This window comes from Ureibacillus acetophenoni (genome assembly GCF_900220965.1).
Classification (GTDB): domain Bacteria; phylum Bacillota; class Bacilli; order Bacillales_A; family Planococcaceae; genus Ureibacillus; species Ureibacillus acetophenoni.
In genome coordinates, this window is the sequence record NZ_OBQC01000013.1 from 73,117 (window position 1) to 86,453 (window position 13,337).

Annotated in this window: 14 protein-coding genes; 5 read left to right on the forward strand and 9 right to left on the reverse strand. The window is 34.3% G+C overall.

Annotation, left to right across the window (positions count from 1 at the left end; translation table 11 throughout):
- Positions 1-12 precede the first annotated feature (12 nt).
- The 7 genes from CRO45_RS15505 to CRO45_RS15540 form a co-directional block, all read right to left on the reverse strand.
- On the reverse strand, positions 13-543 hold the full coding sequence (locus tag CRO45_RS15505; RefSeq protein WP_097150541.1) for an AAA family ATPase: 531 nt from the start codon (positions 541-543) through the stop codon (positions 13-15).
- A 27-nt stretch (positions 544-570) separates the two neighbouring features.
- Positions 571-1,293, reverse strand: a complete 723-nt coding sequence (locus tag CRO45_RS15510) for a nucleotidyltransferase domain-containing protein (protein WP_097150542.1) — start codon at positions 1,291-1,293, stop codon at positions 571-573.
- 61 nt (positions 1,294-1,354) lie between these two features.
- On the reverse strand, positions 1,355-2,224 hold the full coding sequence (locus CRO45_RS15515; RefSeq protein WP_097150543.1) for a phosphotransferase family protein: 870 nt from the start codon (positions 2,222-2,224) through the stop codon (positions 1,355-1,357).
- 130 nt (positions 2,225-2,354) lie between these two features.
- Complete coding sequence (locus tag CRO45_RS15520) at positions 2,355-3,248, reverse strand: LysR family transcriptional regulator (protein ID WP_097150544.1); 894 nt, start codon at positions 3,246-3,248, stop codon at positions 2,355-2,357.
- 148 nt (positions 3,249-3,396) lie between these two features.
- Positions 3,397-4,227: an NAD(P)-dependent oxidoreductase gene (locus tag CRO45_RS15525; RefSeq protein ID WP_097150545.1), complete on the reverse strand. Its 831-nt coding sequence runs from the start codon at positions 4,225-4,227 to the stop codon at positions 3,397-3,399.
- A gap of 109 nt (positions 4,228-4,336) precedes the next feature.
- Positions 4,337-5,656, reverse strand: a complete 1,320-nt coding sequence (locus tag CRO45_RS15530) for a GntP family permease (RefSeq protein ID WP_097150546.1) — start codon at positions 5,654-5,656, stop codon at positions 4,337-4,339.
- Between the two features lie 722 nt (positions 5,657-6,378).
- Positions 6,379-6,870 (reverse strand): DinB family protein, encoded by a 492-nt coding sequence (locus tag CRO45_RS15540; protein WP_097150547.1) that lies wholly within the window; start codon positions 6,868-6,870, stop codon positions 6,379-6,381.
- Between the two features lie 272 nt (positions 6,871-7,142).
- Here CRO45_RS15540 and CRO45_RS15545 point away from each other — a divergent pair, with 272 nt between their 5' ends.
- The 3 genes from CRO45_RS15545 to CRO45_RS15555 are packed head-to-tail and all read left to right on the forward strand — an operon-like array spanning position 7,143 to position 10,282.
- On the forward strand, positions 7,143-8,045 hold the full coding sequence (locus CRO45_RS15545) for a DoxX-like family protein (protein ID WP_097150548.1): 903 nt from the start codon (positions 7,143-7,145) through the stop codon (positions 8,043-8,045).
- A 4-nt stretch (positions 8,046-8,049) separates the two neighbouring features.
- Positions 8,050-8,664, forward strand: a complete 615-nt coding sequence (locus CRO45_RS15550) for a DUF4166 domain-containing protein (protein ID WP_097150549.1) — start codon at positions 8,050-8,052, stop codon at positions 8,662-8,664.
- On the forward strand, positions 8,651-10,282 hold the full coding sequence (locus CRO45_RS15555; RefSeq protein WP_097150550.1) for a YndJ family protein: 1,632 nt from the start codon (positions 8,651-8,653) through the stop codon (positions 10,280-10,282). Before CRO45_RS15550 ends, CRO45_RS15555 begins: the two co-directional genes overlap by 14 nt.
- On the opposite strand, the gene CRO45_RS15560 is transcribed toward CRO45_RS15555, so the two are convergent.
- Together CRO45_RS15560 and CRO45_RS15565 are read right to left on the reverse strand one after the other, a co-directional pair.
- The gene (locus tag CRO45_RS15560) at positions 10,274-10,540 is read right to left on the reverse strand and encodes a YesK family protein (RefSeq protein WP_097150551.1); all 267 of its coding nucleotides are present in this window, start codon (positions 10,538-10,540) and stop codon (positions 10,274-10,276) included. The genes CRO45_RS15555 and CRO45_RS15560 overlap by 9 nt on opposite strands.
- A 27-nt stretch (positions 10,541-10,567) precedes the next feature.
- Entirely contained in the window at positions 10,568-10,918 is a 351-nt protein-coding gene (locus CRO45_RS15565) for a VOC family protein (RefSeq protein ID WP_097150552.1), read from the reverse strand.
- 245 nt (positions 10,919-11,163) lie between these two features.
- On the opposite strand from CRO45_RS15565, the gene CRO45_RS15570 reads away from it, so the two are divergent.
- Together CRO45_RS15570 and CRO45_RS15575 are read left to right on the forward strand one after the other, a co-directional pair.
- Complete coding sequence (locus CRO45_RS15570) at positions 11,164-12,126, forward strand: S8 family peptidase (RefSeq protein ID WP_097150553.1); 963 nt, start codon at positions 11,164-11,166, stop codon at positions 12,124-12,126.
- Positions 12,126-12,944, forward strand: a complete 819-nt coding sequence (locus CRO45_RS15575) for an endonuclease I family protein (protein WP_170949516.1) — start codon at positions 12,126-12,128, stop codon at positions 12,942-12,944. Before CRO45_RS15570 ends, CRO45_RS15575 begins: the two co-directional genes overlap by 1 nt.
- Positions 12,945-13,337: the final 393 nt, after the last annotated feature.

The window sequence follows — 13,337 nt, forward strand, 5'->3', positions numbered from 1 at the left end:
TAATGAGAGATCCTATTCCTCTATATAATTTAAAACCTCTTGAATGTAACTATCTAAAGGTTTGCTAGTATCAACTTTTAAACATTTATAATTATTTGGTTTTTTACTATTTTCAATCGTATATCTAAAATCTTCAATTGATTTTACTTCTTTTATTTGACTAATTTTACGATTACGATTTCTTAAACGATAATTTATCTCGTCAAAATCATTTAAATAGCATTCAACATATTTATATTTCACATTATATTTTAATGCTAGATTTGTTCCTTTTTGAACCATCTCCTCATATAAGCAAGGACAATCAAAAATGACATTGTGATTGTGAGATAAGTAAAATTCAATTAATGACCAGTCAATATTGTAAGATATTTTACCAGTCAGCTCTAATTCAATATCTATTTCTAATTGCTCTGTAGATTCCAATAAGGTAGTTTTCGAAATATCATGATCAACAATAATTGCACCAATTCTCTTTGCGATTTCCTGAGCAAGTGTAGATTTTCCCGAACCGGGGAAACCAGACATTTGAATGAAGAACATTAATTTACCTCAATTCTTATTACTTATTTATTCACTTTTTCCTAATGAAAAACCGTGAAATAATCGTCCACCATAAGGTTGTAAAACTTCGTCTACAAGTTGGATCACTTGTTTTTTGGCACTGAATTTATAAAACAATTCAAAAGTATCAACATATTGTTTAGCAAATTGTTCGTCATATTGTTTTAAAGAACGTACTATCCACTTTGATGTACCAATCCATTGACGATTTGTCCTTAATACGAATTCACTTACAAGTTCTGCTAGAGTATTAGCAATAAATATTTCTTCTTCTCGTTTGGTACAACCTATAAAATCATCCAACACATCCGTAATAAAATAGCGCTTAACCTTTATCGTTTCTTTTGACCATTCTTCTGGTCCCTCTTCTAAAATTTTAATCGCTTCTTTTTTAATACAATCAACAATTCCATCATCTTTTAGAATAATTCCTTCCGCAACCATTCTTGGCAAAGAAGGTCTTGCTCTTTGAACATCGTGATCAAAAAACTGTTTATATGAAGTAAGATTATGTACAAAGACTTCAATAGGCCATCCAAAATCAATGAGTGATTCACGGTAAGATGAAGGGACACTATTATCAAAAATAACAATATCAAGGTCAGATGTATCAGTTGCTACACCGCGTACAACACTTCCTGCTAATAGAGCTCCTTGACAACTTGGGAAGTATTTATTGAGAAATTGATAACCTGCTTCAATTGGTTGTAACTTGTTGTGCTCTTCCATAAATTACTCCTCGGTTTTACTAGTTTTTATTCTCTCCATCTCTTCTGCAACTTCTTTCATTTCAACTAAGTATTAGGATTTCTTTAAGTCTAGCTAAATTTTCTTCAAGAAATTTAGCATTTTTTTCAATTCCGCGCCGTTTGCACCAACCGATACTACAAAATGCATCGTAGAACCGATAAAAAGGTAACACAACCTCTAAATCGATTAAAGGGCGTATACTCTCATACCCTTCTTTGTATGCCTTATACAAAGTTGAATCATAGCTTAAGAAATCACGATACAATTTTGTGTAGTCCAATTCTGTTGAACCGAAACGTACGCTTTCAAAATCAATAACACCCGATACTCTATCGTCAGTTACAATAATATTTGCTGGACGAAAATCCATATGCACAAAGCCCGGGCCATCTGGAGGCGGAAGTTGTTCTTTCATTCTTTCAAATTTTTCAATCGACTGTTTGTACAGTTGTGGATCCAAAACATCTTTTACATCTTCAGCAAAACTGTAAAATTGTTTTCCAATAAAACTTGACCAGTTGTCAAATTCATTTTTTATACCAGTTAACTTTTTCGTAGCAGGTAGTTGAACGGCATGCATCGAGGCATGTAGGATACCTACTTCATATGCTACTGTTGTAGAAACGTTCGTTGTTAGCGGTTGGCCTTTTAATTCTGAAAGTAAAAATGCACCTGGACACTCTTCATCTCCATTCCAATAATCCAACAGTTCTGGTATTGCCACATTCCCTTTTAAAATTTCATAGGATTCGAGTTCTCGTTGATATTTCAATTTTGTATACGGGATTTTCACAAAGACATTCTCACCTTTGTGCAACTGACATTTGTAAACTGTTGAACTATGTGAATCTTCAACTTCATCCATAGATTTCATCTTCAATCCAAATTGTTCTATGACACGATTTAACATCTTTCATACCTCCCCATTCTTCGTCCGAAACTAAATTGTTCATATATTAAGTTCAACAAAAATAAGCATCAATCCTTCTAGGATTAATGCTCATTATATTGATGATGTTAATATTAAAGTACTACCTGAGTTACCTTCCTAAAGAGCTCATTTGAGTTGAAGTATACTCAATAAATTCACGAACAGCAGGTGAAGTATGTTTCTGCTTTTTTGATATTAAACCTAAAAGCCACGGGAATTTTGGATTAACGATTCTAATGGATTTAATTAAATTTGGATCCACTAAATTTTCAATGGGTTTTGGGAAAATCGAAATACCTAAATTTTCACTAATCATTCCTCGAATCATGTCCCACTGGGAACTTTCGTAAGCAATTTCCGGACGAAAACCAGCTCGTAGACACTCTTGAATAACGATGTCATGAATGGCAAATTCTTTTTTAAAAAGAATAAATGTTTCATTTACTAATTCTTTCATTTCAACTGTATCCCTTTGCGCTAACGGGTGGGAAGTATTTACGAAGAGCGACAATTCTCCATCTACAAACGGAACAACATTAAATTCCTTTTCATCCACTGGTAGCATAACTACAGCAAGATCTAATTGGCCATCACTAACAAGTTCCTTCGTTTTTCTAGAATCCTCTTCATATAGTTTAATTTTAATATCAGGATAAAGGTTATTAAAACCTTTAATAATTTTGGGGAAAAATAAAAAGCCGATGATTGGGGGAATACCAATTTTTATCTTACCCTTTTTTAAGCTCATTAAATCATAGAGGTTTGAAGATAAATCATCGAGTGACTCCATAATTATTTCGCCTTCAGCTAACACAATTTCCCCTGCTTCTGTTAATTCAATATTTTTGGCAGAACGGTCAATCAGTTCTATATTCAATTCTTCTTCCAAACTACGGACAGCTTTACTTAATGTAGATTGTGATAGGTGAAGTGATTTTGATGCTTTTGTAAAACTTTTATATTTCGCTACTTCGATAAAGTATGTAAGGTGTCTAATATCCATTTATGTAATCTCCATTCAATGAAATGTACATATATATTATAATCCATCCGTTCATAACACTCATGTAAATGGTTGCAAAATAAAAAAGAAAAGCATTCTGTATTACACAGAACACTTTCTTTTGTATGTCAAACAATAAATTTTCTAATTACTTTTTCTCTTTACCCATTGAATGGAATAATTGAATTGAAGATAGTGCATTAAATGGCATTTCTAAGTTGTGTTTAATGCTTTCTTCATAAGTAGCTTTTAAGTCTTTTTGTAATACTGCTAATGCTGTGTCTGCAGTCCACTCAGAAACATCGCTCCAGTTTCTTGCTACCCAGCTATCACCAGTACTTACATGTAATAATTTAATAATTTCTTCTTGTGGTAATCCGTAATGAGCTCCTAATTTTAAACCTTCTGCAACAGCATTCATGTTAATACCTAAGATCATGTTGTTTACTAATTTAGCAACTTGGCTGTTACCTGCTTCAGCACCATAGTAGAATGTGTTTGAACCCATAGCATCGAAGTATGGAGTAAAGCCTTTAACGATTTCCTCTGCACCTGAAGTCATGATAGATAATGTACCAGCCGCAGCACCTGATGCACCACCAGAAACTGCAGCACTGATTAATTTTAATCCACTTTCAGATTCAACACGAGCACCTAATTCGTTCATTGCATCTGGAGAAAGTGTACTCATAACGATTACTGTTTTACCGTCAGTGTTTTGTGCAGAAAGGATACCGTTTTCGCCAAAAATAACGTCAACGTTTTGTGCATAGTCACGAACCATTGAGATCACTGCTTCGTCAGCTAATTCTGCAACTTCTTTCACTGTATCTACCATTGTAAATCCTGCAGCTTCCGCTTTTTCGTAAACACCTTTCCAAGCGTCAAAACCGATTACTTCAAATCCAGCTTTTTTAAGGTTTGCTGCCATTGGGAAGCCCATTGTTCCTAGTCCGATAAATCCGATTTTTTTACCCATGATAAATTCCTCCAATATTGTATATATGTTATTTTGAAATACTAAAATCTATTACATTAAAAACTTTAGATGAAAGTTTGATGCCATATATTGTTGCAACAATTTGTTATTAAGCTAGTCCCATAATCGCCATGATTACAACAATCGCCATTGCTACCCAGTGAGTTACACAGACAGCAATGAAACCATTTTTAAATGATTCTTTCATTGTTAAACCAGTAATTCGGTTGAAAATTAATAAGAATCCTGAATAAGGAACGATTGAAAGTGAAACAGATCCGATTGCAACTGCACGATGAATTGTTTCTGGATCTAAGCCTAATTCTAAATAAGATGGAACGAAGTTAGCGATCGAAATACCGATTGCTCCTACAGCAGATGCTGTAATACCACCGATTAAACCTGTACCCACCATTAATGATAGAACTGGCGGTCCTGGAATCGATTGAATTAATGAGAAAATGCCTTGGAATGCTGGTACACCAGTCGCGATACTACCAAATGCGATTGTACTACCAGTTGTAATTGTTGAACCAACTGATTCATTTGCACCTTGGCTAAGTAAATCTTTCTGATCTTTGATTTGCTTGCGGAAGAAAATTGCACTTAATATTATTGCAATGATTAACGCAATGTAAATGATATAAGCTACATCACTGAAGATTAAGATTGTAGCTAATAATACTAAGATTGGTAAGAAACTGATAAAGAAACCTGGAAGATCACGTTTTTCTTCCTTCGCTGCTTCCGCCTCTACAAATCGATCTTCAAACACTTCATTTTTAGCTAAGCTACGGTTTAATACAATCTTCATGAATACTAGAATGAAAATGATCGCTGCAATTGTTGTAACGATACCGATTAATGCACCAGCAGTTAAGGAAGTACCTAATGCATTTGATGGAACAATGTTATGCATTGATGGTGCACCTGGTAACATCGTCATTGTAAACGTAGACGTACCACCGAAGATTGGAATAATTACTAATTTCCATGAAATGTTTAACTTTTGGAAAATTGGTTTCGCCATTGGAACTAACGCGAAAATAATAACGAAAACATTAATACCACCGTAAGTTAGAATTGCAGAAATGATAAATAATGCAACTAACGCGTTATATGGGTTTTTCGTACCTACAATTGACAAAATTTTATTGGCAATTGAAACTGTTGCGCCACCCATATCCATATATTTCGCTAAAATAGAACCTAATAAGAAGATAGCAAAGTTCCCTGCAACAAACCCAGCAAGGTATGTCATATAAGAATTCTCTTTACCAAACACTGATTCAAGTATTGGTACGTCGTTAAACAGTAGTAGTACAATCGTTGCAATAGGTGCTGCAACTATAATATTGAACTTTTTAACGATAAAGAGAATGACTGTTACTATACCTAATAAAATCCCTAAAATACCTAAAATATCCATTGTGAATTTACCTCGTATTCTCTTGATGTGAAGGATATTTAGCAAAAAACTATTATCCTAATATAGATTTGTGAAGCTAAAATTTTTGAATTGGTCTTATTTTTGTCCCCCTTCCAACTAGAACTTTATCTAAGTTAATCTTTTTCAAATAAGCGGATAGAAAATATTATCTTAGTATTTTATATTATTTTGAATTAATAATTCTTGAATTCGAGATATTGGTAAATGATAGTTCATAAAATACTAATACAACGAACTTAAAATTACTAAAAAATTAGAACATTCAGAAGTGCAAGTATTAATTTAACCGCTTTCATGATTGTCGAAAAAAATTAACTTTTTGTTCACATTTAGTATACATTTCATACACTCATTAGTAAAATGAATAATAGGAATTTAAACTATGCAATTTTTTCATAGGTTCGCTAAATACAAATTATTTAACGTTATATTAGAAAAACTAAAAAAAGCCAGTGAATGCCTTGTCGCAAAGCAAACTCTGACTTTTCTTTTGAGTTAATTTATCATTTCTTATAAATATTTAATAAAGCGTACCTTTAAATCTCCCGGGCTTTTTAACATACCCTTCAATGATATATCCACATTCAGTACATAACAGGTATTCAATTTCAGATCCGATACTCATTTTCCTTTAGAGTATTTTTACGAAACGGTACACAAAAAGTTTCATTATATTTACATTAGGTCAATATTTTAGAAATTTATAAGAAAAAATCTGAATCTATGTTTCTAAACAAAATGTCCGACGACACTGGTTTTCTATTAAGTTCTCTTGCCCAAATCGATAATTGTCCGATATGATGCACTTCATGCATACATATATGAAGAAGAACTTTTTCGTAAGGGAATCGATATGGTTCTTTTTCCTTCCGGTTTATTTTCAATACTTGGTCCTTAGCATTTTCTTTATTTCTGAATTCTAGTAAAAATAGTCGTGTTTTTTCTTTTATTTCGTTTGAATAATCAATTACTTCGCTAAGTGTATTTACCTCTTGCATATTTCTTTGAATGACAGGTTCTTTCATCATTTGATTTACCCAAATTTGTTCACAATCAATTACATGATACAAAGTATGGAGGAAACTCCCCATTCCACCAACACGCTTTTTATTTAATTCTTCCACAGGTAAACTTTCACACCATTTGAACCATTCATCTCGTATTTGCCAATTATATAAGAACAACTCATACATAACTTAACCCCTCCATAGTTTAAATGATTTATAGCATTTCTAATGCATAGCTGAAATTCCTTCTTCGCTCGACTTTTTTGTCACAAAATCAGCTGCTTTTTTTACAGATTCATTGCAATTTCCACCTAGCGATTACTTTCCTCATGTATACCTCAAAAACTACTAACTTAAAAAAGGAAATTTAAAAAATTTCATTAATAACTTCATGCTATACTAACTATACAATACTTGGAAGTTTATGTATCTACGCCAGATGAAAGGTGGTTTGTTGTATGGAGAGTAAACCTGTTTATGTTGAAATCGATATTAATACTGAAATGGACAAGTTATGGACAGCGACTCAAACACCAAACTTGCATGAAAAGTGGGATCTTCGCTTTTCTTCTATTACCTATTTGCCGAAAAAAGGAAATAATCCTCAGCATTTCTCATATAAACGAACTCTTGTATTCGGAAAGTCCATTGAAGGTTGGGGAATTACGATAGGGAGTCATGACGGAAAAAATGGTGAGAGAACCTCGTCATTACATTTTGGAACAGATGATGTCCTATCCCCTATTAAGGAAGGTAGAGGTTATTGGAAGTACCTGCCAAACGATAACTCCATTACCTTTTTAACTCAATATGATTATGATGTGAATTTTGGCAAATTTGGTCAAATGGTAGATCGACTGATTTTCCGCCCTCTTATAGGATGGGGAACGGCACTAAGTTTCGATGTGTTAAAAAGATGGATTGAAAAAGAAGAAACTCCTTTCTCTCAATATGTTCGTTTCTTTCTAGGCTGGATGATCACTTTTCTAGTTAGCTTTGTTTGGATTTATCATGGGCTGATACCGAAACTTATTTTTAAACATCCAGATGAAGTTTTCATGTTAACTAATGTAGTGCCCCTTTCATATGATGTAGCTTATTGGATTGTGATGTTTGCTGGAATCAGTGAAATTATACTCGGTGTATTATTTCTGTTGTATAGAAATAAACGAGTTTTATTTCGTTTACAGATCATTATATTCCCTCTTCTAACCATAACAGCGATCATGGCAGATCCAAGTACTTTGACTCAACCGTTTAATCCTTTAACGTTTAATTTAAGTCTTTTCGTTTTATCCATCGCCGGTTTCGTCTTAACGAAAGACCTACCAACCGCAAGTTCATGTAAGAGAAAGAGATGAGAACATGTCGATTTATAAAAAAATACTAGGTTCACAATTTAATAAATTGCATCCTAAATTACAAAAAAGGTATGCATTTTCAAATGGCGCTCCATTTATTGCAAAAGGAACGATGAAAAAGATTCAAAGGGGCCCAAAGATTCTTTATCCCATCTTTTTACTCGGGACAAAATGTAAGTTGCTATTCCCTGAACACGGAACGAACATCCCTTTTACTATTACGAATACGCCTTTAATTGGTCCAAATGGCGAGGAACAAATCCATTGGGAAAGAACCTTTTATTTTGGAAAAAAGAAGAGATATTTTAATGCACTGATGAGTTTCGATTCCAAACGCAACTTGATTAAAGATTATTTAGGTGAGCCAAGTCCACTCTATTCCGATTTAGCATTTATCGTTTCGTCTACGGGAGATTTGAAAATCGAATCAAGAAAACAACGATTGGTCCTAGGAAAAGTAGAGATTCCCTTACCGAAAATTTTTCAAGGTTTAGCGACTGTCACAGAAAAATACTGCGAAGAAAAAGACGTTATTCAAATATCCGTTGATGTTAGAAATCCATTAATCGGTCTGATTTTCGCCTACGAAGGAGAGTTCAACCTAGATGATATGGAATAAATGGACGTTTATATCGATTATTTTGTTTTTAATCGCAGTTATTTTTGGACAAGATCCGCCTTACCTTTTATTGCTAACAGTGGCACAGGTCGTTTATGTTCCTCTCATGTTGCAACTCATTTTGAAAAAGGATAGTTGGTTCAGCCGTTATTACGCTGTTTTTACCATTCCAGCTTTCATTTCTGTCGTCATTTTACATATAACTGATCAGTCAGAATGGGATGTTTTATTTGCAGCTATCTATTTGCTATTTACTTGTGTGGTTGCTGCCTATGGAATTAGCCGTTTTTTAACAAGAGGATTTGTACATTTTGAGGAATTCTCAATAGATGCAGCTTTTATAAGCTTATCCATAGGCGGTATGTGGTACTTCGCCTATATAACCAACATCGATACAGGATTTTCACCGATGATTACTTGGTTGACTGCGATCCATTTTCATTATGCTGCTTTTTTATTGCCTGTCTTTGTTGGATTGCTTGGTAGAATTTATAAGCCTCGGTTTTACCCTTTCGCTGCAGGAATTTTACTAATATCACTTTTCCTGTTAGCCATCGGGATTACTTTTTCTGTGTGGATTGAGTGGGTTTCGGTTGTGTTTTATATTATTGGAATCTATATGATAATCTACTACACTTTACAAGCACCCCTTGTGAGCCTATTCCAAAGATGGTTAATTGTATTATCATTTAGTTCATTAGGTGTAACAATTCTACTCTCATTTTTATATGCTTTAGGTCGTTTAACGAATGACTTTTCGGTTAGCATCGATTTTATGCTTCAGTTTCATGGAATGTTAAATTGTGTGATTTTCGCTTTATTAGGAGTAATTGGTTGGTCTATTTACGTTCCCCCGGCAAGGTCAATAAAATGGACATTTCCAGTTAGTAAAATACGAGGATCAATAATCATAGCAGAAAAGATACTTTCTAAAATTAAGGATGAGCGAGCTATTAATTCGCATAGGGGATTAGTAGATGAGATGGCATTTTATAGGCCGGATATCGAGATTGAGTCGCTTGCACCAGCGATTCGAGACTTTTATGAAAATACTTTTGATTATCGACTTTATGCAAATGTCCAATGGAAAACATGGTTTAAACCATTTGCTGCTGTTTATCGTTTAATTAGTTCCGTTGTCCAACAAATTAATCTTCCTTTATCAAGCAAACGTGTTGAAATGACGGGTGATATCATAACTGTAAATGCAGATTTGGATGGAAGAAGTAACCCAAGAGCATGGGTAAGAAAAATAAATAATCAAGTTACTTTTATTGCTTTATATTCATCTCATCGAACGAAAAATCGCACCTATATGAACATCGCTCTCCCCCTTCCATGGACATCGATGATAGGAATTTTAGAGTTACGTCAAGTAGGTGATGAGCTCCAATTATCAAGTAAAAAGCGCAACGGAGAGTCTGATGCAGGCATCTATTTAGCTTGGAGTAAGCAACTTCTTGCCTTACCAATAGAAGAAACATTTCATGTGAAAGAAATGGATAAAGGAAGACTTTATGCTGAGCATCATATGTGGATTTTTTCTATTCCGTTTTTAAAAATCACTTATCGTATTGAGCACCGTGACTTACAGCAAAAAGACGATTCCCTAAATTAATGTGGAATCGTCTTTGTTGTGAGGAACAAATGCAATAACAAGCACAGTCAAAATCACGAATATTAACATACCTGAACTAATAACGCCTATACCCATACCCAACCAAGATCCGATAATAAATGATGATAGAAGGACGGCTATAAAGGAAATTAAGCATAGTAGTAAGGATTTATTATTCGATTGTTTTAGAATTTTACAAACAATAAAAACAACTAAATTAATAACAAATCCTATACCAATCGGTATAAATATGTCCAACTCATAAAACCCCCTTGCCGAATTGGTTTAACAGTTGCAAACCATTAAATGGTTCCCATCAGGATCTTTGAAATTAAACCAGTGATTATGCTGAATTTCTGTTGTTAATTCAACATTCTTACTCTTCATAAACTCGTATGCTTCTTCTATGTCGCTCGTATTTAAATGAAAAAGCGGAATTTTAATTCTATTATCCTCTGAATAAATCTTGCTATCTAATACAATTCCCGTACCTTTCATAGGTAATATATACAAATGATCAAATAATATTTCACCATCTGCTGGTAAACCTAATATGTCACAATACCATTTTCGAGCTTTTTCAATATTACTCACGGGAATAAAAATAGTACCAACTTGATTTACTATAGGATTCATAAAATACCTCCATAATTATTTATATTGATTAAATTCGCCATGCATTATGTATCCCCCTTGTTAAGATTCAATTTAACTTTCTTTATATACATTCTTCATGTATGGTTGTCTTTTTGTATCTATTAAACTCCAATAGTTCGATAGTAGCCCATCTATGGTAACTGTTAATATAATTTCTGAATTGTTAAACTATTAATAACTTCCAAGAATATACTTGAAACTTAATTCAATCAGGAGGGATACAAATGGAGCAGAAGTTACATTTACTTCCGTATCAAGTGAATGAAGTAGTCGAAGCGGTGTCTGAAGTGCCTAAAGGAATTGAGCTTATTGCAGCGCCAAAAATTTGGGAGAAATCTAAAGGGAATGGAATTACGATTGCAATATTAGACACAGGCTGTGACGTTAACCATCCTGATTTAAGCACACGTATTATCGGCGGGCGCAATTTCACTAGTGATGATAATGGACAACCTGATATTTATACCGATTATAATGGCCATGGTACCCATGTAGCTGGAACAATTGCTGCCATCCATAATGGTGATGGAGTTGTTGGAGTTGCACCTGAGTCAAATTTATTAATTGTGAAGGTGCTTGATAAAAATGGATCCGGAAAGTATGACCGGATCATCAATGGCATTAATTACGCAGTGGAACAAAAGGTGGATATTATCTCTATGAGTCTCGGTGGACCTACCAATGTACCTGAGTTGCACCAGGCGATTCAAAACGCAATTGCTAACCAAGTACTCGTCGTTTGTGCAGCAGGAAATGAGGGTGATGGACAGAGTTCTTCCGATGAGTTTGCTTACCCTGGAAGCTACAATGAAGTTATCAGCGTCGGATCCATTAATTTGCAACGTCGCTCCTCTGAATTTTCAAATTCGAATAATGAAATTGACTTGGTTGCACCTGGTGAAGAAATCCTTTCAACGTATTTAAACGGAAAATATGCAAAACTTAGCGGAACGTCAATGGCAACCCCGCATGTATCCGGCGCACTTGCACTTATAAAGGATATTGCCAACAAAAACTTTGAGCGTAATCTAACAGAGACTGAACTCTATGCACAACTAATTAAAAGAACAATTCCTTTAGGTAACTCACCAAAACTAGAAGGTAATGGTTTGTTGTACTTAACTGTTGAGGAATATTTAGCGGAAGTGTTCAACGAACAATTATCTGCACAGGTATTGAATATATAATGGAAAAACTAGAATTGCTCTATCGTGAATGGGAATCAGCTAAGTCAGATTATCATCATAGTACTGATGACAGACCCTATTATGATGAAAAGAAAGATATTGAATTTAGAAATGAATATTATCAAGGCATTTCATTCACGGATGCAAATCTTCTAGAAAGTCTTCATAAGTTGTTAGAGAAAACTCATTCGAATCAGTTAAACTACAGCCCGCACCGTTATGTGTACCCTTGGGTTGATTTACAGGAAAACGGATCGTTAAAAAGTCTATATTCCGGTAATCGCATGGATCCCCTCACAGTCATTGAGGATGACATTCGGCTCCATGAAATGCAGGTAAAAGGTTTGGTAAGTATTTTATCAAACACACAATTTAACTGTGAACATGTCGTGCCCCAATCGTGGTTCGATAGTAAAGACCCGATGAGAGGAGACTTGCACCATCTATTTGCCTGCGAACCGACTTGCAATAGCAGTCGTAACAACTATCCATATTACGATTTCGACGATTATTTCCCTGAAGGTTCAATTTTAGGAATCAAAGACGGATGCGGCAAATCTGAAGATCATAAATTCGAGCCAGAATACGGCAAAGGGATCGTTGCTAGAGCAACACTTTATTTCCTCATTCGTTATCCAAACATTATTAACAAAGAACTTACTGATGTCTCTTTATTGCTAGAATGGCATCGAACTTTTCCGGTTTCAATCTACGAAAAGCACCGTAACCTGGCAATTCAAGAACTTCAAGGCAATCGAAACCCGATGATTGATTTTCCAGAGGTTGCTGAAAGAGTATTTAAAAAGCTTCTTTATTAAAAATTTAAAGACTAGTAATGAAAAGCCGATTGTATTATCTTTGAGCATGATGCAACCGGCTAAAATTCTTAGTGAAATCAAGTTAGATCCGCCTAGTATACTAGCTTAAGCGGAAATTCGAGACTGTCGATTAACTAGTTTCGAATGAAGAGTCTTTGTAGCCCAGTATGAAATATAACTTTTAGTAGATTGATGAGAGGAATCAATGCACAATGTTTGAAACCGGGAGCGGATCGAATTTGAGAAACGAATAATAGTAAAATAACGGGAGTTTTTACCGTTATCTATATAATTAGGAATTTTTTAGGAAAAATAAGAGTAGATTTTCCTCTTATTTTAAGAAAACCACCTCATTTTCACCTCTTTTTAGCAAATAAGGGTAATTTTTCCCTC